Below are 22,038 nucleotides of genomic sequence, written 5' to 3'. Positions count from 1 at the left end.
TTCCTGAATTATTCTGCAACATTCTACATTATTCTCCGAATTCCTTCATGGTAAATCAAGTTTTTAAAAATAATTACTAGGTAAAACTTATAATACAAGGTTGATTAGCTTACTCCTTTGTGACTGCCGGCTTAGTCATTAGTCAATTCGACAATTAAGGAAACGACTTGCCAAAGGGGCAGTACCAAAACTTGTTAGCGCCCTCCTTGAATCTCCAATTTTACTTGCCTAATCATTAAATAAAGGCGTTCTTACTCCACTACTAGTGAAGCGAGAACGCCTTTAGTATTTGCATCGATCAATGGTACATTTAATTGTTTTATCCAATCGCAAGACTCCTACTTCTTCAAGTGGGAGTGAAGCCCCGATGTTCAGCTTTAGCTGAACGAGTTCACTTTCGGCGCCGCAGAAACTCAGGAATATCAATATCCACTTCTTTTGTTACCGGTTTAATGATGGTAGTTTCCTGAGACTTACTTTGCGCTCCCGAAAGGCCTGCGTATTGCTGGTCAAAACCAGTGGCAATAACAGTAACCCTTAATTCCTCTTTAAGATTCTCATCGATTACAGCACCGAAGATAATGTTAGCCTCAGGATCTGCCGCCTCAGAAATAATTCCTGCCGCCTCATTGACTTCAAAGAGTGTTAAATTGATTCCACCAGTGATGTTAAGCAACACTCCCTTGGCACCTTCGATTGACGTTTCCAACAAAGGACTGGAGATGGCTTTGCGGGCCGCATCAACGGCTCGATTCTCGCCTGTAGCTTGTCCGATTCCCATTAAGGCAGAACCGGTATTGGACATAATAGTCTTCACATCTGCAAAGTCTAAATTGATCAGCCCAGGTACCGCTATTAAATCCGAAATCCCCTGTACCCCTTGGCGCAGAACATCATCGGCAATCCGAAATGCTTCATGGATCGTCGTGTGCTTGTCCACAACCTGGAGCAAACGGTCATTAGGTATTGTAATTAATGTATCTACTTTACTTTTAAGTTCAGCGATCCCCTTTTCGGCTTGCATAGCCCTTTTACGTCCTTCAAACGTAAAGGGTCTGGTGACAACACCAACTGTGAGGGCTCCCATCTCCTTTGCCACTTCAGCAACAATTGGTGCTCCTCCTGTGCCCGTACCGCCGCCCATGCCGGCTGTTACAAAAACCATATCCGCGCCCTTAAGAGCCTTAGCCAGTTCTTCGCGGCTTTCTTCCGCCGCTTTAGCACCGATATCAGGATTTGCGCCTGCTCCAAGACCTTTAGTTAACTTTATCCCAATTTGCACTTTTTGGCTCGCATGTGAAAGCTGCAGTGCCTGTGAATCTGTATTAACGGTTATAAAATTTACACCTTGTAAACCAGCGGTAATCATACGATTTACCGCATTATTTCCTCCGCCACCCACACCAATTACCCTTATTTCGGCTATTTGGTTTAAATCAGTTTCAAATTCTAGCATCTAGGTTTAACCCCCTCGCATATTCTGACCGAACACAAAGAAAAATGAACCATGTTATAACAATTCTCTCTAAAAGCACCTTAGTCAATAGGTTATAATTCCTAACAAACTACCGGTGCGAAAACTTAAAATCTCTTGTTCAACATTTTAATACATATGACCTTACAAATTCTATATGTACAGGCCTTATCCCTTTTTTTTAAAATAAAAACTTTCAGCAAAATGAATAAATCATGCCTGTTATTGCTACTTTTTTAATAGGTGACGCCGAATACTTCCAAGGTTATTGAACAAGCGCACACCAAAGGCTACAATTGCCGCTAAATAAAGATCAACCCCAATTCGATCTCCAACGTAGGCTAAAGCTGCTGCTAAAAGCATATTGCTGAAAAACCCGCTTAGAAATACAGTACTGTCGAAATGGTCCTCCTGAGCCGAACGAATGCCTCCTAAAACGGAATCCAAAGCAGCTAAAATTCCTACAGAAAAGTATTTAGCGTATTCTATCGGGACAGAAAAAGGGCTGACATACCCAATAGCTAACCCTAGCACTAAGCCTAAAAGCGGTAACCACATTTAAAAGATCCTCCCCCGACTTAGCGGCCAATAACCGGTTTGGCCGCTGTAAAATCAATATAGCGTACCCCTTGTTGGAATGATTTATACTCTTTATCATTAATTAATTGCCAAAGAGCATTTAATTTGTCCTTCCATTCTTTTGCTTGTCCAAGCCGAACCTCAACACCACTTGTTAAGAACAACGTCATTTGCTGGACTGAGTTCACATTAAGTTCTCCAATCTGCCCCAATAGTTCCTTAGGAGCTTGTCCTAATAAACTAAGAGCCGCAGTTAGAGAAGGATTACTTAAATTCTGACCCGGTCCGGTAGTATCCAAGACTTTAACTCCCGTTATGACCGGATGATCTGTTTTAGGCCAACTCTCTAACCGCCGTAAAAAAGTTCCCTGGGCATCTACCTCCAATACTCCTTTTGGAACAACGACCAATGCTACAGGCGTCCGTTCAGTAATCTGAATCACTAAAGTGTGAGGCAGCACCCTCTTAAAGGTTACGTTTTGGACGAGAGGATGCAGAAAAATCTTATTCTTGAGGTCTTCTTGATCGAAGAGTAAGAGATTCTGTCCTTGAACTCCATTGGCTAATTTTAGAATCTCATTTTCCGGAATAATACTTAGACCTTGAACCTTAATAGTTCGTACGACAAACGCACTGGAGCGAAAGAATAAGGCCAAACCCAGTGCGAGTAATATAGTCAATGCCGTCAGATAGAGGAAGGTTGTATTTGTTTTCTTGGAAGTCATGGTGATTCCTCCTTGTTCCAAGTATAACGAATACAAACCTATTCTGTCATGCCCTTTGAAAAATTTTTTTCCCAACAAAATATTACAGTTTCCTCATTAATTGAAGGAATTTTAACTTTTAGGCGCGACCCTCAGCAATTTGGCACCTATATGACGGTATTTTTCTTCTAAATTTTCATAGCCACGATCGATATAATCGACTCTTTCCAAGACCGTCGCTTCATCAGCAGCTAAAGCGGCCAGAAAAAGAGCTGCCCCGGCCCTTAGATCTGTGGCCTCTACGAAGGCTCCCTCCAAAGTTCCAGTTCCGCGAATAATGGCAGTTCTACCTTCAACCTTAATTTGAGCGCCCATCCGACACAACTCATCGACATGCTGAAAACGGTTTTCAAAAATCGTTTCAGTGATAACGCTGGTCCCCTCCGCACAGGCCAACATGGCCATAAACTGCGGCTGCATATCGGTCGGGAATCCGGGGTATGGCATTGTTTTAAGATCAATGCTATGAATTTTGCCTTTCCTCTCGACCCGAACTGCATCATCGAGGAGCGTGATCTTAGCCCCTGCCTGTCGTAATTTGGCAATAACAGGCTCAAGATGTTCCGGGACAACATTCTCGATCGTTAAATCTCCCCCAGTCATAACGGCTGCTATCATATGCGTTCCAGCCTCAATTCGATCTGGGATCACTGTGTGCTCAGCCGGTTTAAGGGAGTCTGCCCCGTCAATTCTCAGGACATCCATTCCCGCCCCACGCACTTTAGCTCCCATTTTATTGAGAAAGTTTTGCAGGTCAACAATTTCCGGTTCACGAGCCGCGTTTCGGATCACCGTGGTTCCCTTTGCTAAAACTGCTGCCATCATGATGTTTTCGGTAGCCCCTACGCTCGGTACATCAAGATAAACTTCCGCCCCCTCTAAGCGATCTGCCCAAGCTTCTATATAGCCATGTCTTTCTTTAATTTTCACTCCAAGCTGCTGCAGCCCTTTAATATGTTGATCCATCGGCCGAGATCCTATAGCACATCCGCCGGGCCTTGAAATTTTTACCCGTCCATAGCGTGCCAATAAAGGCCCTAAAATTAAATTAGAGGCACGCATTTTCCGCATCAGCTCTTCATCAACATCACAAAATTCCAGGGCTGCTGCATCTATGGTTAACCCTTCATTTTGACGTTGTACTTTGCAGCCCAAGTGTTCCAGAACCTCAATCATATGTCTGATATCTGCCAAGGCCGGGATTTCTAACAATGTGGAGGTTCCTTCGGCAAGCAGAGTTGCCGCTAGTAAAGGAAGGGAAGAGTTTTTGGCCCCACTGACACGAATTGTTCCCTCTAACCTTTGTTTTCCCGTAATGACATAGCGATCCATAGCCATAGTTTTTCTCCTCCTTGGTGTCACTACTTTACTGGTAAACCTTCTATTTCCCCAAATATTTTATTTCTGTCTGCAAGGCAATCCCATATTTATGTTGAATATCCTCCTGAATCTCCCCGATCAGAGCGAGGACATCGTAGGCCTTAGCACCACCCGTATTAACAATAAAATTAGCATGTTTCGTTGAAACTAGAGCACCTCCGACACTCTTTCCTTTCCAACCGGCGGTTTCAATCAAACGCCCTGCAGAATCACCGGGTGGATTTCGAAAGATACTCCCGGCATTAGGAACCTCAAGGGGCTGATTAATAGCTCTCTGTCTTAAATTTTCTTGCATACTGTGAAGAATGGCCTCCTTGTTCCCCGGCGAAAATTTAAGGGTAGCTTCCATAATCCAAGCCTCTCCGCTCAAAGAGCAATAGCGATAACCGAACTCTATTTCCTCTCTCTTAAGCCTTCGCCAAGATCCCTCTGTTGTGAGTATCGTTACACTTTCAATTTGCGAAGCCATTTCTCCGCCGTGTGCACCGGCATTCATGATCACCGCTCCCCCAACAGAGCCGGGAATCCCGCGTGCAAATTCCAAGCCGCTCCATCCACGCTCTCCGGTTTCCTGAGCTAAGCGTGCCAAAGGGTACCCTGCTTGAACTCGAACTGAATAATCATCCCAGTGAATAGAACGCAGTGACGTGGTTACCAGCGTAATTCCCGGAAGCCCTTGATCAGAAATTAAAAGATTAGACCCCCGGCCGATCAGCCAAAGGGGAACTTTGGCCGCCATAGCCCGTTCTATGACCTCTTTAAGATCGTCTGTCGTTTTCGGCCAATAAGCGATCTCAGCAGGTCCGCCAATTTTCCAGGTCGTTAAATCCTTCAGCGGGTAATTCTTCTCCACACGTCCGGGCATTCCATCCAAAACCATTACCGTTCCACCTCAAATTATCCGTCATTATGTTATCTGCCCAAGCAGACTTAAGGGCTAATGTTATGTCAAACCAAGAAACTCCCAAGTTTAGGCACATTGCTATTGACGCCGTTGCGGAGGGTTCCTCTGCAGAATCGGGCCACCTGGGCAAATGCCCTACATAAGTCTCGCCCTCTCCCCTATAAAAGTCAATCCCCATTTCGTTTCGTTTCCATAGGACTTCTGGACTAGACTCGGCCACGCTTCTTCCCATGGTCTCTTTTCCCGCCAGCATCAATAACCAAGATTCTGGCAGAACCCAGATGAAACCGGGCCTTTCCTCACATTTCCAAGTTCCATCCTTAGTTTGCCAAAGGATGGAAGGTTCAAAACCTGCTTCCTTCAAGATATGTCCAGCCAAGGGGTAACCTTCTGCCAAAACTTCCTGCTCAGAAAACGGTATAACAACTTCATCTTTAAAAAAATTATGTAAATATACAGTAATAGATTGAACAGGCAGACTGTAATCCAAAATCTGTTGAGGTCGCCAATCATCGTCAAGACCTGGCCAAACAACGCCTTCGGTAAAAGGGCCTGTTTCATTGGCGCCGCAGGCAAATGGTTTTTCCAGCCAATCCTGGGACGAGACAGGGCTTAATTCCGTTGCTGCAGGATCAATTTCGAGAAAATCGAGATTGATCTCCTTATAGAAAGCTCGAGCCCCATCAATTCCCGGAGCTCCGGAAGGAGCAATTAAAAGCACTCTTCTTCTCGGCCACACACGCCTCACTCCTCTTCTTTGTTACTGCCATATCCTATGCATTGAGGCCAGAAGGTGTGAGCAAAGGAGAAGTTGGTTATTCATGTTCGAGACATAAGGACTAGTGCCATGCCGTCTCTAAACAAAGATCCACAATTTTATTTAACGCTTGTGGTTTAGCCATGACACGTGATGCGCTGCCCATTTCTTTCAACTGAGAGGGGGAAGAAATTAATTCCTCAACATCCTTCCATAACGTTTCCCCAGTTAATTCACGGTCTAAGATCATTCGGGCAGCGCCGGAATTCACCATAGCTTTGGCATTATATTCCTGATGATTCTCAGCAGCGAATGGGTAGGGCACCAAAATGCCGGGAACGCCGGCAACTTGTATTTCAGCTAAAGATGCGGCTCCAGCACGGCCTATAAAGAGGTCAGAACAGGCCAAGGCTTCAGGCATATCTTTTAAATACTCAAGGATACGCCAGCGGGGACTTTTCCAGGGAATCCCTTGGGCTTCCAACCCCTCAACGGTCTCCTGATACGTAACATTCCCGGTAGCCCAAATCACCTGTATCTCCGGACGTTGAAGCAGATGTTCCAGGACCACGGTCATGGCCCGATTCAGAGTTCTGGCACCGCGGCTTCCGCCTGTAACGAGGACAGTTAACTGATCCGGCCGCAATCCTAAATGCTTAGCACCAATGCTGCGAGTCACCCGGCCAATGTCCGGACGGACCGGCAAGCCGACTAATTCCAACTTTTTTGGGGTTCCAAAACGAGCCATGCTTTCCGGAAACGTAATCATCACCCGCTTTACAACCTTGGCCAGGAGACGATTGGTAATACCCGGTAAAGCGTTTTGCTCATGGAGCATAGTTGGAACATGAAACAGGGCTGCAGTAAGCACAACAGGCCCGGATACATAGCCACCCGTTCCAATAACTAAGTCAGGATGAAATTTACGCAATAATTCCTTAGTCTGCCAAAGAGCTTTTGTACTTTCCCCCATGACCTTAATCGTATCCAAGCTCAGCTTCCGCGGGAGACCTTTACCGGAAATTCCGGCGAACTCTATGCCAGCCTCCGGGACCAAACGAGCTTCCATTCCCTCTCGAGTCCCTACATAAAGGATCTTAGTTCCGGAATCCCTTGCCAATAATCCCTTAGCAATAGCCAAAGCAGGATAAATATGCCCGCCTGTTCCTCCGCCTGTCAGCATTACACGCACCGATCTATACCCCTTCCTTACCTAATTTCCCGGGAAATCCGAAGCAAGACTCCGACACCCAGCATTGTAAAAACCAAGGAGGTTCCTCCATAACTGATAAAGGGCAGCGTTATCCCTGTTACAGGCAATACACCGCTTACAACCCCCATATTAATCATGGCTTGAATGGATATCATAGCTGTTAGACCAACTGCCAACAGACCGGAAAAAACATCTTCTGATCTCATGGCCACTCGAAATCCTCTCCAAGCGAATAGAAAAAACAGCATGACAACTAAGGTAGCTCCAACGAAACCAAGTTCCTCTCCGATCATAGCAAAAATAAAATCCGTATGATTCTCAGGCAAATAGAGAAACTTTTGCCGGCTTTGCCCTAATCCCAAACCAAATAACCCTCCCGGACCTAAGGCTAACAAGGCCTGAATCGTTTGATATCCGTTGCCGAGAGGATCTGCCCAGGGATCGAGAAAGGCAAAAATCCGCCGCATTCTGTAGGGTGCAGCGGCAATTGCCGCTACGACCAAACCTAATCCGCTTCCGCCTAATCCCAAAATATGTGAAGTTTTTGCTCCAGCAGCAATCAGCATAAAAAAAGTAGTCGCTGCAATTACTAAGGTTGTTCCAAGGTCCGGCTGGAGCATAATTAGCCCTGCAATTAACCCCATCAGACCAAGAACAGGCAAAACACCTTTGCGAAAGGATTGAATCTTATGAGGATTTAAGGCCAGAAGATGCGCCATCACCAAAACCATGGAAAGTTTGATTACTTCGGAAGGTTGTATAGATAAAGGACCAAGGCCGATCCAACGATCGGCACCATTTACTCGCCGACCAAGTCCAGGCACTTTGACTGCCACTAACAGGACAATAGCAATGTATAGGGCTGGTTTCGCAAATCGGCGCAGCATTTGTAAATCAACCCTGTAACTCACAAACATAGCCAAGAGTCCCAAGGACACCCAAATTGATTCAGCCTTGAGAAAATGATAGGGATCGTCAAACTGAATGTATCCTCGCACTGCGCTCGAGCTATAGACCATAATAAAACCTATCCCCAGCAAGGCAATAATCGCGCCCAACAAAACCAAATCCGGTCGGTGATACCTTCGCACATAGAGTTCCCCCTTTATTGTTCAATGGGTTCCCTATAATGCCTACGCACTAACTCCTTAAACAATTCCCCTCTTTCTTCATAACTTTTAAACATATCCCAACTTGTACAAGCAGGAGACAGGAGAACAACATCACCAGGTCTTGCCTCAGCAATTGCTTTCTCAACACCGTCAGCAAAACTCGAAGCCCGAATAATTCTCTCAACGCCTTCATCGTTTGCCGCCTGTTCCATCTCATCCGCCGCCATTCCCAACAAAACCAGACTTTTAACCCTCTCTTTAACGATTTTCATAAAATCATGAAAATCGAGCCCTTTATTTTTGCCCCCAGCAATTAGGACTAAAGGTTCTTCAAAAGCCAACAAAGCTTTGGCAGCCGCATCCGTGTTGGTTCCCTTGGAATCGTTCACGAAAAGAATATCGTCAAAGGTCCCGACAATTTCCTCTCTGTGCTCTACCCCCGGGAATTCCGCAAGTCCTTCGGCAATCTCAGTCCAAGAAAGCCCCAAAGCCCTAGCCGCTGCTGCTGCTGCCATGACATTTTCCAAATTGTGCGCGCCGCGTAATTGCAGCTTCCGGCGTGAAATAATGGGAATGATTGTACCGTTTTGAGCGTAAACGATGTTGTCTTGATGGAGGCTAATCCCATTTTCCAGCAATGATGTGGGGCTGAAATAAAGAACCTGGCCCTTTAATGTCGCTCCCAACTTACGAACATAGGGATCATCCCAATTTAAAATGGCTAAATCAGTTTCCCTCTGATTCTCAAATATTCGAGCTTTTGCTGCCAAATAATTTTCTATCGAACCATGTCGATCCAGATGATCAGGCGTGAGGTTTAATAATATTGCAATATGAACACGAAGTTTACGTATAAACTCTAATTGAAAACTTGATAACTCTGCAACAACGATTCCCTTTTCATTCAATCCTTCAACTTGTCCGCTCAGAGCGACTCCGATATTGCCCGCAACAATAGTTGGCCTGCCTGTCCGTTTGGCTAATTCTCCGATTAAGGACGTCGTTGTCGTTTTGCCATTAGTCCCTGTAACACCGACACTAAGAGCAGGACAATCAAACATCGCCAGTTCAACCTCACTCCAAATCTCTGCCTTCTGGCTCAAAGCGTCCTGAACCAGGGAAAGTTTGGGCGATACTCCCGGTGACAATACCAAAAGATCCGGCTTAATGTCTCGATACTCCGGTACCAAACCCGTCAGCAAATGTTTATCATCAAGATTCAAGCGTTCGACGCCTTCAAGTTGTTCTAAAGGCTTGCCATCAGTCAAGAAAACTTCCGTTCCCAATTTCTGGAGCTTACGCACAGCAGCCTGACCGCTAAGGCCTGCCCCGATCACCAAAACACGTTTCTTTATCCAGTTCACTTTAGTATCCTCCATTGTCAAATTATGTTACGGGGACGGTCCTTTTAACACATTTTTTTGTAAAGCGTGTTAAAAGGACCGTCCCCCCGACACGCTCGGCTTTTAGCTTAGGGTTGGCATGTAGGCAACAATTCCTAGAATCGTACATGCTAAAGCCACCGTCCAGAAAACCAGAACCACCTTCCACTCGCTCCAACCTCCAAGTTCAAAGTGATGATGGAGAGGGCTCATACGAAAAACCCTTTTCCCGGTAGTCTGAAACGAAGCAACTTGAATAATAACGGAGAGTGCTTCCACGGCATATAACCCACCAACAATGATAAAAACAAATTCGCTTTTAGTAAGAACTGCCAGGCAAGCTAAAGCCCCGCCCAAAGCAAGAGATCCGGTATCGCCCATAAACACGCGGGCAGGGTGAGCATTAAAGCGCAAAAAGCCTAAACACCCGCCGGCCAAAGCAGCGGCGAAAACGGCCATGTCCGTCTCATGAGCTAAAACCGCCACTCCCTGAATAGCTGCCATCAGGGCGATCACAATATAGCCCATTCCGGCAATCATTGTACTTCCGGCGGCTAAACCGTCCAAACCATCGGTAAGATTTACTGCGTTGGTCATAACCACAATGACTAGAGAAGTTACAATATAGTAAAACCAACTCAATTCAAGATGCACTGAAGTAAAAGGAATGGAGACATCAGTCCCTCTGCCTAACCAATGAACCGATATCCACATAAGCACAAAGGCCAAGGCAAACTGGCCAATAAGTTTTTGATAGGCTCGAAGTCCCAAAGAACGATGCATAACGACCTTAATAAAATCATCAATAAACCCGATGAGTCCAAAACCCAGCGTGGTTCCGACAAGAGTCACCATTTCCAGGGAGGTAGGTTGTTCTGCACAAAATAACGAACTGGCAATAATCCCCACGAGAAAAATGATGCCTCCCATAGTCGGTGTCCCAGTCTTTTGTAAATGTCGTTTGGGACCATCATCTCGTACCGTTTGACCGAATTTTAGTATCCTCAAAATAGGGATTAAAAAGGGACCTAAAACTAATGTGATTATTAGGGCTAACCCTCCAGCCATGACCAAACGCTCAGACATGCGCTATTCCATCCTTTTCTCTGATCTTTCGAGTTGTGAAGTGATCTCTTCCATTCTCATTCCCCGCGAACCCTTTATGAGCACCCAGGTTCCGGGACCGCAATCTGTCAGGAGATCGCGGGCTTTGCTGACAGCCTCTTCACGAGTTTCCAACATGTAAATCTGATTTGTAGGGTACCCGGCCATTCGCGCTCCATAAGCTATATCCTGAGCTAATTTCCCCACCGTAAGCAAAGCACTGATTTCAAGTTCGGCAACAGTTTGGCCAACCTCACGGTGTCCCGATACGGCGGAGGAACCCAACTCGTACATTTCGCCCAAAATGGCAATCGTTTTATTTCCCATTGCCCTTTCCCTGAGAATTCTTAAAGAAGCTTGCATAGAGACAGGATTAGCATTATAGACATCACTAATCAGCGTCGTTTCAGTGATTCCGGGCCGCAGCTCCAAGCGCATTTTGGACAGTTCCAGTTCGCGCAGACCTTTGCACCCTTCAGCTAAAGAAACATTAAAGACTGTCCCGACGGCAAGGGCTGCCAGAGCATCTAATACATTATGCTTGCCCGGCAAAGGCAGAAATGCATCTTCTTTCTGCTCGCCGTAATTCACTTGAAATTCCGTCCCCAGAGCTCCCTTGGGAGCAAGCTGTGAACCTCGGATATCGGGAGAGATTAATCCCTCACTAAGGCCATAGAATAATTTCACATGGGAGTCGGAACTTGCCTTCCGAACAGATTGTTCATCTTCAGCATTCAAAATTGCGACACCTTCAAGGGGAAGAGCGTCAATAAGTTCCCACTTCGCTTGCGCAATCCGTTCCTGAGTCAAAAGCAATTCCAAATGAGTTGTGCCGATATTCGTAATCACTCCGATGTCAGGCTTACCAATGTCACACAAGGCCTTAATTTCACCCAGCCCCCGCATCCCCATTTCTAAAATTAAGATCTCCGTCTCCGGAGGAGTATTTAGAATCGTCAAAGGAAGGCCTAACTCATTGTTATGATTTTCTTTACTGCGATAGACATGAAAACGCTGAGCCAGAACTGCGGCAATCATATCTTTGGTTGTGGTTTTTCCATTACTTCCCGTGACCGCAACAACCTTCGCTCCAAGTCCGATGCGCCAAAAACGGGCCAGCTCCTGAAGAGCTTCCTGCCCGGAATTAACCAAAAGGAGCGCTTTCCCCTCAGGGGCCCATGGAATCTGTCCTCGTTTCTTAAAGTATCCCTCTTCCGCAATAACCAAAGCCGCCCCTTTTTCCCAAGCAGCGTCAATATACTCATGTCCGTCGACTCGTTCGCCGGGAAGAGCAAAGAACATCTCTCCGCCCTGTGCCAGACGACTATCAAGGATACATCCTCTTACTTCAATCTTCGGATCTCCATATAAAGACCCGTTGGTGATTTGAGCTGTTTTCTCAGCCGTCCATTTAAGCATATCCCAGCCCCCTTAAGGATTCCCGGGCGACTTCACGATCGTCAAAGGGATGAACCTCTGTTCCAAAAATTTGATAGGTTTCATGACCCTTGCCAGCGATTAAAACCGTATCTCCCGTTTTTGCCATATGGCATGCTTTTTCAATGGCTTCTCTGCGATCAGGCAATGCCAGGTAATCTATAGTTGAGAGGCCTTGAAGTATTTCCTGAATAATCAGCTGTGGATCTTCAGTTCGAGGATTATCCGACGTCACAATCAAGAAATCACTCCCTTGGGAGGCAACCTTCCCCATTAGAGGCCGTTTTCCCCGATCTCGGTCCCCTCCGCAACCGAAGACCGTAATCAGCTTTCCTTGAGTAAAATCCCGAGCTGTACGGACAACATTTTCCAAGCCATCAGGTGTATGGGCATAATCAACAATCACCTGAAAAGGCTGCCCACAACGAACACTTTCAAAACGCCCCGGAACGCCGGGGATTTCTGCCAGAGCCTCAGCCACGTCTTTAGGATCATAGCCTCGCTCCACTCCCCAGGCAAAAGCCGCCAGGGCGTTATAGACGCTAAAAAAACCAGGTGTAGCGTAGGTGATGTCCTGAATCTTCTCCTTAAAACGAACCTGAAAACGCACGCCGTCAGCAGTAACTCGCACCTTCCCGGCCCGAAAGTCTGCCTCATGATTATGAATTCCATAAGTTACCACCCGAGCGCTCGATACCTCAACTAATTTCAAAAATGCCGGATCATCTCCATTAAGGATACTAAATTTTGGTTGTTTTTCACCCCTAAGATTGACAAACAATTTAGATTTGGCATTTAGATATTCTTCCATAGTTTTATGATAGTCCAAGTGATCTTGTGTTAGATTGGTGAAAATACCCACATCAAATTCACATCCGGCTACCCGTCCTAAATCCAAGGCATGGGAAGAAACTTCCATGACGGCCACACTTACCCCTTCAGAGACCATTTCTCCTAAGAGCTGCTGAACCTCTACTGCTTCCGGTGTGGTTCTTTCCCCCGGAATTTCCCGCCCACCAATACGAGCACCCAAGGTGCCTATAATACCGACTTTTTGCCTCTGATGCGAGGCAATTTTTTCGATGAGATACGTTATTGTTGTCTTTCCGTTGGTTCCCGTCACACCGATTAATTCCAAACGCTCACTGGGACGACCATAAATAACGGCTGCAATTGGTCCCATAGCTTGACGAACACTCGCAACTTTGACCTGCGGAACGTCGAGGGGCAAAAAACGTTCAACAAGCAAGGCTGCAGCTCCCGATTTAACAGCAGCTGCCGCAAAATCATGTCCATCCACTTTAAAGCCGGGAACACAGGCATAAAGGTCTCCTTCTTTCACACGGCGGGAATCCATGGCTATTCCTTTAATTAAAACTTCAGTATCCCCCGATGAATCCTGAACTTCAACGTCATACATTATTTCAGACAGTGATTTTGCCATCGCTGGCATACCTCATCATCCCTTCATACTCTTTTTTTAATTAGTATAGACAATTAATACAAACAGCAGACCTGACTTTCTCATTATTGTCCCAAAGGGCTCGCCGAAATAGGGATACGCCCAGCCAAACTATTAATCGCTTCGACATCTTCGTCGTCATCCTCCCACCAATGAGCAAGTGTGGGCGCAGCCGCGTCCTTGCCAAGATAGAGAAGTACATTTGACCCCTCCTCAACTTGAGTATCTCCATGAGGAATCTGATCAAGAACCGTCTCACCCTGACCCTCTGTTTGAACTTTAAAACCAGCTCCACTTAACGCTTTTTCAGCCTCAGCTACGGTCATTCCCAAGACAGAAGGAACCGTTGCGGCTTTCTTCAGCGGCGGAAACTCCACACCGGGCATCGGTTTTCCTGGTGTCAAAGGCGCTTGGAAGTCCGGCTTTACTCCCAAATATTTCAAAGAGTCAAGCATAACACTTTGAACCACCGGCGCAGCAACAGCCCCTCCAAAAAAGGGCACTCCATCAATTACCGCCAGGATAGCCAAGCGTGGCTTATCTGCCGGAGCAAAGCCCACAAAGGACGCAATGTATTCTCCTTGGATATAGGCTCCATTGACGACTTTTTGAGCCGTTCCTGTCTTTCCCGCCACCCGGTATCCGGGAAGAAAAGACCGTCGTCCCGTCCCATTCGTAACAACAGACTCTAAAATTTCCCGTTCCAATTTGGAAGTATCTTCACTGATCACGCGGCGGACCTCTTCCTTCTTGAAAGGTGTAACGACTCGTCCGCTTGGTCCGACAATATCTTTCACCAACTGTGGCTTCAATAGCGTTCCGCCGTTGGCCACAGCAGAAACTCCCGTCAAAAGCTGAATAGGTGTGACATTGTTCGTCTGCCCAATGGACATGGTTGCCAAATCTAAAGCTGTTGCTTTTTTCTTATTTGCTAAAATGCCCCGAGCCTCTCCGGACATCTCAATTCCTGTTTTTTGTCCAAATCCGAATTCGCGCAAGTATTTATAAAACGTATCCATTCCCAAGCGCTGTCCCATTTCGATAAAACCGGGATTGCAGGAATTCTCCGCGACCTGCACAAACGATTGATCACCATGCCCTCCGGCTTTCCAGCAGCGCACGTTCTTACCTAAAACTGTATAAGCGCCCTTGTCAAAAAAATGTTCCGTTGGTTTAATTTTCTTTTCCTGTAAGGCTGCAGCCAAGGTAATGATCTTAAAAGTTGATCCCGGTTCATAACCATTTTGAACGGCAATATTTCTTCTCGCGCTGGGATCAGCATCCTGATAATGATTGGGGTCAAATCCAGGAGCAGAAGCCAAAGCAAGCAATTCTCCGGTATTAGGATCCATTACTAAAATCGAGGCGCTTTTCGGAGATTGTCCGTTCATATTAGTACCTTGACCGGCCATTAATTTCTTCAATTCCCGTTCAGCAAAGGCCTGGATATTGGCGTCAATGGTTAAACGCACTGTATTCCCCTGCTTAGGCGCCAAATACTGATGCTCAGCTTGAGGCAGCGGGATGCCATTGGCTCCGAATTCCTGGAGTATACTCCCCGGAACCCCTTTCAGCTCCGAATCCCTGGTTAACTCTATTCCTTCAAGCCCCTGATTGTCAATCCCAGCAAATCCGATAATATGACAAGCTAAGGTTCCTTGGGGATAATACCGTTGACTGTCCTCAGTAGTCCCTATTCCAGGGAGCGCTAGCGCTCTAATTTGGGCCGCAACTTCAGGCTTAACCTGCTTTTGGATATATTCTAAAGCTGAACGCTTAGTAATTCGCGTTTCTATCTCTGCTTCAGATTTTCCTAAGAGTTTAGACAAAGTTAGGGCTGTTTCCTTTGCTTTGCCTGACTGTCTTACCTCGGCAGGAATTGCGTAAACTGTCTCACTGCTGATGCTCATGGCTAAAACATTCCCATTCCGGTCCTCAATATTTCCTCGTTTAGGAGCTACCGGAACCCCCCGATAATGTGAATCATCTGCTTTCTTACGCAAATCAGCCCCTTGACTTAGCTGTACAAAACCCAAACGAATGATTAGGACAACTAAAAAGGCACAGACACAGAAAAAAAGAAAAGCGATTCGTTTACGCATGACAACTAAAGGACTCACGTGTCCTCACCCCTACCTTTCCGGGGGTTCCTGCGTACCCAAAGCGCCCTTCTTCTTAACGTTGTGTGGAAGCAAAGAAACTCGTAAATAGCTTTGAAAATTGATGCAGTGGTGTAGGTTTAGCCTCAGCAGTTTGTGTGTTGGTAGCTTTGGGCGGCGTATTCCCCGTTTGATTTTTGACTGCAGAAATAGTACCTGCCATATACACTGTTCCCGCTGGCTTTTCCATGCCCATAGACAGCGCAACGCTTTCAATCCGACTCACCGAACGCAATTTATCAGCCTCTAACTGGAGAAGATCTTTCTGCTCCTTAAGCGTAGAAATATCCTTTTGTAAAGCTCTGATTTGTGCACCTTTAACAACCGTGAGTTGAATCGTTTCCGCTCCGACTGCTCCAGTCAATCCAACTACGAAGGCCAGCATCAAAATACTTCTCCCATGATGAGACGACCTTTTTCTCTTTTTTACAATTCGTTGGCTTTGTCCGTCAGATCTTAAGTCTATAGGCTCTTGATACATTATCTTTTCCTGCGCCACTACCAAGGGTATTCCTCCTCCTTTTGCTTTAGACCCTTATATTTTTTCAGCAATCCGCAATTTTGCACTTCTGGCCCGCGGATTTGTTCCAATCTCTACTTCATTTGGGAAAATGGGTTTACGTGTTAACACTTTAGCCACTGCCTTAGCCCCGCACCGGCAAAGCGGTAATTCCGGAGGACATTTGCAGCGCCCCAGCCAAGATTTCATTCGTTCCTTAACAATTCGGTCCTCAAGGGAGTGAAACGTAATCACGCCCAAACGACCTCCCTGGTCCAAGCACCTCAGAGCTTGATCCAAAACACGATCGAGGACTCCCAACTCATCATTTACGGTTATACGAATGGCCTGAAACGTTCGTTTAGCCGGATGGGGACCATCTCGTCGAGCGGCCGCAGGAACAGCGGCTTTTATGACGTTTACTAAATCTCCCGTCGTTTCCAGCGGCCTCTCTTGGCGTTTTTGGACTATAAATTGGGCAATTCGCTTGGCCCATTTTTCCTCCCCATAATCCCAGATAATCTTAGCCAAATCTTCTTCGTGCCAGGTGTTCACGATCTCTTTCGCTGTGAGAGGATTTTCTGAATCCATACGCATATCGAGAGGTGCGTCCTGCATATAACTGAACCCCCTCTCAGCTTCATCCAACTGAGGAGAGGAGACTCCCAGATCAAAAATAATACCTTTGACAGGTCGGAGATCCAGTTCTGTCAGGGTCTTCTCTAAATTTTCGAAATTTTTTCTTACCAGCAAAACACGTTTATCTCCGCCAAAAAGTTCTTGAGCGTGATAAATCGCCTGCTCATCCTGGTCAAAACAAATTAATTTCCCCTTGGAGTCAAGTTTTTCCAGAACTCTCCGACTATGCCCGGCTCCGCCAAGGGTGCAGTCAACATATATTCCCGAGGGATCAGTAACCACTCCATCGACGGTCTCTTGCAACAAAACCGTTACATGCTGAAAATCCAAATTAACCCGTTCCTTTCTATATACCAAGCTCTACCAAGGATTCAGCAGCACTAGCGTAATCAGTTTCTGCCTGCCGACTGTAGTCTGTCCAAAGTGTCTGGCTCCAAATTTCTACCCTGCTGGACACCCCGACAAGAACTAAATCCTTTTCTAATTGCGCATATTCGCGTAAATTAGCCGGCAATAGAATTCTGCCCTGCTTGTCCAGTTCACATTCTGTCGCTCCCGAAAAAAAGAAACGGACAAAGGCTCGAACATTAGGTTGAGTAAACGGTAAAGCGCGAAGTTTCTCCTCCAACACATTCCACTCGGCGATGGGATAAACAAACAAACAATGATCCAAGCCTTTGGTGACAATAAACCGTTCTCCTAAGGCTTCGCGGAACTTCGCCGGTATAATCAGCCGGCCTTTCCCGTCGATTGTATGAATGTACTCCCCCATAAACATGTTGTTCGCCCCACTTTACCCCACTTCATCCCACTATTCTCCATTCAAAAAGATTTTCCTGCTCTGAAATGAAAGTTTTCCAAAGAAAATTAGAAAATAGGAATAAAGTCCTTACCTTCGGGGACACTTGGCCAATCCAGAAACAGAAGAGATTCAAGAAAACGGACATGAAAATGTATCGTAAAAAAAATGGCTGCAGCCATAAATAGCAGCAGCCATTGTGTTAGTAAATAATTCTCTTGAATTTCAGATCATAGGGTCGAGAAAAATACCATAATCCCTTAAGTTATCCCCAGGTACAAAACAGCTACCTCAAACCATATGCAATGGTTTTCCCATAATCCCGTGGGCTGCCTCCATAATAGTCTCGGGAAGTGTAGGGTGGGCGTGTATTGTTCGGGCGATGTCTTCGGCGTGAAGTCCCTTTTCCACAGCGACCCCTAATTCTGCGATTAAGCTGCTGGCCTGCGGTCCCATAATACTTGCTCCCAGGACAATCCCATTCTCATCCGCTAAAATTTTAACCATCCCAATGCTTTCGCCCAGGGCCAGGGCCTTGCCATTCGCCGAAAAGGGGAATTTGCTGACCCGATAGTCAATGCCGGAAGTCTTAAGCTCCTGTTCAGAATATCCAACAGCGGCAATTTCCGGATGGGTAAAGATTGCGCTAGGGATAGCTTTGTAGCTCATAGAAACAGAACGCCCTGCTATGTGTTCTGCGGCAACAATTCCTTCTGCTGAAGCAACATGAGCTAACATGATTCCTCCGATCGCATCTCCGATCGCGTAAACATGGGGAAGGTTTGTCTGCATTTGCGCATTGACTTTCAAGGCGCCTCTTTCTAATTCCAAGCCAAGCTTGGCTGTATCAATCCCTTGCAAATTAGGCTTGCGTCCCGTCGCAAAGAGGACACGGTCAGCTGGAATCTCCTTAATTCCCTTAGCATCTTCAACCCGCACAATAAGGTTGTCACCCTCTTGACAGATCTCTTTGACAGCCGTCCTGGTAAGGATCTCCATCCCGCTGCGTTTAAACAACGGATTTAAACGCTTAGGAATTTCCTCATCAATCGTCGGCAAGAGTGTCGGAAGCATCTCCACAACCGTTACCTTTACTCCGAAGGCCTGAAAAATGGAAGCGAATTCCAAACCAATAACGCCCCCGCCTATGACGACCAGACGCTTCGGCAATTCCGTTTCATTCAAAAGTTCATCACTCGTCCCCACACCAGAAAGAGCTGCACCTGGGATAGGAATACGAACTGGTACTGACCCCGTAGCCAGTATAATATTGTCCGCCTCGATTGTTTCAAGCCCCGAGTCTGTCGTCACTTCGAGCTTTCCCGGCTCTTTAAACTCGCCCCAGCCTTTGATCACTCGGACATTGGCAGCTTTGAGTAATTTCTCTATCCCTCCGACAAGGGTATTAACCACTTGATCCTTACGGGCCATTACTTTAGCATAATCTATTCCTTTATCACCTATGGACAGCCCAAATTCTTCAGCATGCTGGATTTCACGCCAGAGATCCGCACTTTTGACAAGAGCTTTTGTCGGGATACATCCTCTGTTTAAACAGGTACCTCCCAGGCGCTCACCTTCAATCAGCACAACAGATAAACCTAGCTGAGCCGCCCTTAAAGCACTGACATATCCACCTGGCCCGCCGCCAAGAATTCCAACTTGATAAGACACAGCTTCCACTCCTTCCACCATCTTTCTATGATATTTCGACTTTCCCCAACATTTTCCCTGCATAAAAGCAATACCGCCTATACTATTCGCTGAATGTAGCTTATGTATACGATTAGGACTATTGCAAAATGATTATACAATGTCAATTTGACCAAACATTCTAATGTTTAGGATAACAAAAAAGGCCCCTAAAGACGTAAAAAACGAAAGTGCTCCTCCCTGTAATAAACAGTTTACCATCTTGACTGTTACACAGGGGGAGCATATCGAAATTTAAACGCGATCTATAGAGCTAATTTGCTTTTTATAGTTTTGCCAAAGCTGTTGCAGCGTCTCCTTGGGATTTTAACGATACTTTCTTTCAGATGTCAAAAAGTCTAGTAAGCAGAAGCTCCAGGGATAAATAAGATTTGCCCGGGATAAATCAGGTCTGGGTTACGCAAGTCATTGGCCAGTATAATCGCCTGCATCGTTGTTCCATAACGTTTAGCGATTTTGTAAACAGTGTCACCTTTTTTAACGACATAAACTTCATGAGCTGGAGTTGGTTCTGGCATAGGGCAGTGCACCATTGGTTCCGGAGGGCACGGCATCGGGGGACAAGGCATCGGACAACAAGGATCTACATACATTCCATGATGCATTCCCGCTTCCGGCATACCCATCATTCCGGGCATTGCTTGACCACCCATCATTCCAGGCATTGCTTGAGCACCCTGCATCCCTGCCATTCCTTGAGCATCCGGAGCCATACCTGACATTCCCGACATGCCGGTCATGCCACCCATACCAAGTGCAGGATTATAAGCAACGGAACGTAATTCCATATTAATTTCCTCCTTCAGTGTTCAGATCATTTAAGATTAAGCAGATGTTTTTCTCTTTGACTAATAACAATATATGGTTTATTAGTTATATTGTGTATGTACCATAAATTTCTTGCTATTTATTTACAGAACTATTTTTCGCATTTGATGAATGTCCTATTTTAAAGAATGTATGTACCGTTTCTTAGGCATATAGCGAGAAAGGTCAACAGTAATTTATAATATTCACTTTGTATTTATCGCTTTCCAATTGACGATTTATAGTTAGTCCAAGTTTTTCGCTATTTCTTTAAAGAAATCTCGTTATAGCTAGACTTAACTTAAATAAAGCCGCTGCTGGACCCTATGCTGAAAAAAAGCTCATTGCATGGAAAGCCGGTAAAGCCCTTAAAGATTGCGTAGGGGGATAGAAGAAAAAAGAGCCGACGCAAGTCAGCTCCCCTATGTTCCTATAGCGCTAAAAATAGCTTATGTTCTCCCTCTATTTTCTTGTTTTTCCTCACCAAGAAAGCACTTTAACCTTTCCCTGCAATCGCCTCATTAAGCTGAGCAACTAATTTATTAGGATCCCGCCCATGGGTCAAGGCGGCTCCTTCCAGACTTTCCGTTGCCGATGAAGGGCAGCCCAGGCAATGCATACCCAACTCTAAAAAAATCTGAACCGTTTGCGGATATAATTTCAAAACTTGACCAACCGTCATCTCTTTTGTCAACATTTCCGTGCTCTCCTTCTTGAAACTATTCATTCCCTGTTATCCACATCCTTTAATGACTTCCGATGTCCGCTAACAATTGATAAATATGTTCAGCTAATTCTTTACTTAACGTTCCTGTTCCGCAGCTGGGGGTAAGCATACTTTGCTGCCGCAGCAGGGACTCATCCACACCCCGATTGACAAGTTCCCGAATATTCCCTTCCAGGCGTCTTCTAAGACTATCACCATTTTCTTCCCAGGCATGATGATTTGTAGGCACAATCCCCCAAGAAAGGATTCCCCCACGCTGCAAAAATTGATTGAGAGACTCCCCTAAGACCATCATACTGGGCATATAGCCATAGGCATCAAAATTAAGGACTTTGATTTCGGAGTCGAAAATTAGTGTCCAATCCATTCCCGCACAAACATGAACTCCCGGAATTCCTTGCTGCCTAAGAATTCCTCCGGCGATAATATTCAACTCCTCAATAAGTTGAGTTCTGTTGAGGGTCACGTGAGTCGAGGCACCAAAAGCATAGAGACCAGGATCATCAATAGTCATCAGTACCGGTAAGCCAAAGGATTGGAGCCGTTTCGTCTGCCACTCCGCATGCATTGCCAAGTTCCTGACCAGCATATCTCTTAAAGTTTCGTTATAATAACTGGCTTTTCTCTGATTATCCGTTATCTGCATTCCCAAAGTCAATGATCCGCTAAGCTGTCCCTTTAGAAGGACCGCATTGCGAGTTCCGTTTAATTCCAAGTCGCGGCAGAACAATTCAAAACCTTCCCCACCTGCGTCACTAAAACCGAATTTTTGCAAAGCCTCTTCGCTGCCCTCAAGGGCCTTTAAATATAGTTCAAAGAAAGCAGTCATCCGTTCCGTCCAGTCTTTCGCATCAATCTGGAACTTCGGAGCATTGACATCCTCGATAACGCCTGTTTCCAACAAAGCATTAAGATATTGAGCAACAAAGGAACTTTCAGCCCCCAGTCCCGGGAGCTGGGGCCAATGAGGTGCCCGCGGGATAGCCGACCAGATCAACTCCAAAGCCTCTTTGCCCCTTGTATGAGGGACACTGCCAACCCCCGAGGTCAAGAAATTCGGTTTAAACTGAGCGTTATTCATTGGCCATACCCCTTTCCGACAAATACTTTATCTTTTTAAAGACAAT

Annotated in this window: 20 protein-coding genes; all 20 read right to left on the bottom strand. The window is 45.9% G+C overall.

Annotated elements, in window-relative coordinates:
* Positions 1–391: 391 nt before the first annotated feature.
* On the bottom strand, positions 392–1,456 hold the full coding sequence (gene ftsZ / locus ACPUYX_RS02375; protein ID WP_047810777.1) for a cell division protein FtsZ: 1,065 nt from the start codon (positions 1,454–1,456) through the stop codon (positions 392–394).
* 246 nt (positions 1,457–1,702) lie between these two features.
* Positions 1,703–2,032 carry a small basic family protein gene (locus tag ACPUYX_RS02370; protein ID WP_047810778.1) on the bottom strand — a complete coding sequence of 110 codons (330 nt, stop codon included), beginning with the start codon at positions 2,030–2,032 and terminating at the stop codon, positions 1,703–1,705.
* A 20-nt stretch (positions 2,033–2,052) separates the two neighbouring features.
* A complete protein-coding gene (locus tag ACPUYX_RS02365) occupies positions 2,053–2,778 on the bottom strand; it encodes a cell division protein FtsQ/DivIB (protein WP_426378125.1) in 726 nt (241 codons plus the stop codon).
* A gap of 111 nt (positions 2,779–2,889) precedes the next feature.
* Entirely contained in the window at positions 2,890–4,155 is a 1,266-nt protein-coding gene (gene murA, locus ACPUYX_RS02360) for a UDP-N-acetylglucosamine 1-carboxyvinyltransferase (RefSeq protein WP_426378124.1), read from the bottom strand.
* Positions 4,156–4,198: 43 nt separating this feature from the next.
* A complete protein-coding gene (gene murB / locus ACPUYX_RS02355) occupies positions 4,199–5,077 on the bottom strand; it encodes a UDP-N-acetylmuramate dehydrogenase (RefSeq protein ID WP_426378123.1) in 879 nt (292 codons plus the stop codon).
* The gene (locus ACPUYX_RS02350) at positions 4,992–5,840 is read right to left on the bottom strand and encodes a hypothetical protein (protein WP_426378122.1); all 849 of its coding nucleotides are present in this window, start codon (positions 5,838–5,840) and stop codon (positions 4,992–4,994) included. Before ACPUYX_RS02350 ends, murB begins: the two co-directional genes overlap by 86 nt.
* A gap of 100 nt (positions 5,841–5,940) precedes the next feature.
* Positions 5,941–7,050, bottom strand: a complete 1,110-nt coding sequence (murG, locus tag ACPUYX_RS02345) for an undecaprenyldiphospho-muramoylpentapeptide beta-N-acetylglucosaminyltransferase (protein WP_426378121.1) — start codon at positions 7,048–7,050, stop codon at positions 5,941–5,943.
* Between the two features lie 17 nt (positions 7,051–7,067).
* On the bottom strand, positions 7,068–8,162 hold the full coding sequence (gene spoVE, locus ACPUYX_RS02340) for a stage V sporulation protein E (RefSeq protein WP_426378120.1): 1,095 nt from the start codon (positions 8,160–8,162) through the stop codon (positions 7,068–7,070).
* Positions 8,163–8,176: 14 nt separating this feature from the next.
* Positions 8,177–9,547 (bottom strand): UDP-N-acetylmuramoyl-L-alanine--D-glutamate ligase, encoded by a 1,371-nt coding sequence (murD, locus tag ACPUYX_RS02335; protein ID WP_426378119.1) that lies wholly within the window; start codon positions 9,545–9,547, stop codon positions 8,177–8,179.
* 102 nt (positions 9,548–9,649) lie between these two features.
* Positions 9,650–10,651, bottom strand: a complete 1,002-nt coding sequence (mraY, locus tag ACPUYX_RS02330; protein WP_426378118.1) for a phospho-N-acetylmuramoyl-pentapeptide-transferase — start codon at positions 10,649–10,651, stop codon at positions 9,650–9,652.
* A gap of 3 nt (positions 10,652–10,654) precedes the next feature.
* Positions 10,655–12,088, bottom strand: a complete 1,434-nt coding sequence (locus ACPUYX_RS02325; protein WP_426378117.1) for a UDP-N-acetylmuramoyl-tripeptide--D-alanyl-D-alanine ligase — start codon at positions 12,086–12,088, stop codon at positions 10,655–10,657.
* A complete protein-coding gene (locus tag ACPUYX_RS02320) occupies positions 12,081–13,559 on the bottom strand; it encodes a UDP-N-acetylmuramoyl-L-alanyl-D-glutamate--2,6-diaminopimelate ligase (protein ID WP_426378116.1) in 1,479 nt (492 codons plus the stop codon). The genes ACPUYX_RS02325 and ACPUYX_RS02320 overlap by 8 nt, the downstream gene beginning before the upstream one ends.
* A gap of 74 nt (positions 13,560–13,633) precedes the next feature.
* Positions 13,634–15,688 carry a penicillin-binding transpeptidase domain-containing protein gene (locus tag ACPUYX_RS02315; RefSeq protein WP_426378115.1) on the bottom strand — a complete coding sequence of 685 codons (2,055 nt, stop codon included), beginning with the start codon at positions 15,686–15,688 and terminating at the stop codon, positions 13,634–13,636.
* Between the two features lie 55 nt (positions 15,689–15,743).
* A complete protein-coding gene (locus ACPUYX_RS02310; protein ID WP_426378114.1) occupies positions 15,744–16,232 on the bottom strand; it encodes a septum formation initiator in 489 nt (162 codons plus the stop codon).
* A 30-nt stretch (positions 16,233–16,262) separates the two neighbouring features.
* A complete protein-coding gene (rsmH, locus tag ACPUYX_RS02305; protein ID WP_426378113.1) occupies positions 16,263–17,195 on the bottom strand; it encodes a 16S rRNA (cytosine(1402)-N(4))-methyltransferase RsmH in 933 nt (310 codons plus the stop codon).
* 16 nt (positions 17,196–17,211) lie between these two features.
* A complete protein-coding gene (gene mraZ / locus ACPUYX_RS02300) occupies positions 17,212–17,643 on the bottom strand; it encodes a division/cell wall cluster transcriptional repressor MraZ (RefSeq protein WP_426378112.1) in 432 nt (143 codons plus the stop codon).
* A gap of 312 nt (positions 17,644–17,955) precedes the next feature.
* Positions 17,956–19,359 carry a dihydrolipoyl dehydrogenase gene (lpdA, locus tag ACPUYX_RS02295; protein WP_426378314.1) on the bottom strand — a complete coding sequence of 468 codons (1,404 nt, stop codon included), beginning with the start codon at positions 19,357–19,359 and terminating at the stop codon, positions 17,956–17,958.
* A gap of 356 nt (positions 19,360–19,715) precedes the next feature.
* A complete protein-coding gene (locus ACPUYX_RS02290) occupies positions 19,716–20,165 on the bottom strand; it encodes a LysM peptidoglycan-binding domain-containing protein (RefSeq protein WP_088228556.1) in 450 nt (149 codons plus the stop codon).
* Positions 20,166–20,680: 515 nt separating this feature from the next.
* The gene (locus tag ACPUYX_RS02285) at positions 20,681–20,881 is read right to left on the bottom strand and encodes a DUF1858 domain-containing protein (protein WP_088228558.1); all 201 of its coding nucleotides are present in this window, start codon (positions 20,879–20,881) and stop codon (positions 20,681–20,683) included.
* A 49-nt stretch (positions 20,882–20,930) separates the two neighbouring features.
* Complete coding sequence (locus ACPUYX_RS02280; protein ID WP_426378111.1) at positions 20,931–21,992, bottom strand: methionine synthase; 1,062 nt, start codon at positions 21,990–21,992, stop codon at positions 20,931–20,933.
* Positions 21,993–22,038 lie beyond the last annotated feature (46 nt).

It is taken from the genome of Desulfosporosinus sp. SYSU MS00001 (assembly GCF_049943955.1).
In the GTDB taxonomy this organism is placed as follows: domain Bacteria; phylum Bacillota; class Desulfitobacteriia; order Desulfitobacteriales; family Desulfitobacteriaceae; genus Desulfosporosinus.
The sequence above is the reverse complement of the archived record's forward strand: the minus strand, read 5'-3'. Positions and strand labels throughout refer to the sequence as shown.

Excerpts from the sequence above, each read along its gene's own strand:
- ACPUYX_RS02370 (WP_047810778.1), bottom strand. The coding sequence starts at position 2,032 with ATGTGGTTACCGCTTTTAGGCTTAGTGCTAGGGTTAGCTATTGGGTAT.
- ACPUYX_RS02325 (WP_426378117.1), bottom strand. The coding sequence starts at position 12,088 with ATGCTTAAATGGACGGCTGAGAAAACAGCTCAAATCACCAACGGGTCT.
- mraZ (WP_426378112.1), bottom strand. The coding sequence starts at position 17,643 with ATGTTTATGGGGGAGTACATTCATACAATCGACGGGAAAGGCCGGCTG.
- murB (WP_426378123.1), bottom strand. The coding sequence starts at position 5,077 with ATGGTTTTGGATGGAATGCCCGGACGTGTGGAGAAGAATTACCCGCTG.
- ftsZ (WP_047810777.1), bottom strand. The coding sequence starts at position 1,456 with ATGCTAGAATTTGAAACTGATTTAAACCAAATAGCCGAAATAAGGGTA.
- mraY (WP_426378118.1), bottom strand. The coding sequence starts at position 10,651 with ATGTCTGAGCGTTTGGTCATGGCTGGAGGGTTAGCCCTAATAATCACA.
- ACPUYX_RS02290 (WP_088228556.1), bottom strand. The coding sequence starts at position 20,165 with ATGGAATTACGTTCCGTTGCTTATAATCCTGCACTTGGTATGGGTGGC.
- ACPUYX_RS02285 (WP_088228558.1), bottom strand. The coding sequence starts at position 20,881 with ATGTTGACAAAAGAGATGACGGTTGGTCAAGTTTTGAAATTATATCCG.
- murA (WP_426378124.1), bottom strand. The coding sequence starts at position 4,155 with ATGGCTATGGATCGCTATGTCATTACGGGAAAACAAAGGTTAGAGGGA.
- lpdA (WP_426378314.1), bottom strand. The coding sequence starts at position 19,359 with ATGGTGGAAGGAGTGGAAGCTGTGTCTTATCAAGTTGGAATTCTTGGC.
- ACPUYX_RS02365 (WP_426378125.1), bottom strand. The coding sequence starts at position 2,778 with ATGACTTCCAAGAAAACAAATACAACCTTCCTCTATCTGACGGCATTG.
- ACPUYX_RS02320 (WP_426378116.1), bottom strand. The coding sequence starts at position 13,559 with ATGCCAGCGATGGCAAAATCACTGTCTGAAATAATGTATGACGTTGAA.
- ACPUYX_RS02280 (WP_426378111.1), bottom strand. The coding sequence starts at position 21,992 with ATGAATAACGCTCAGTTTAAACCGAATTTCTTGACCTCGGGGGTTGGC.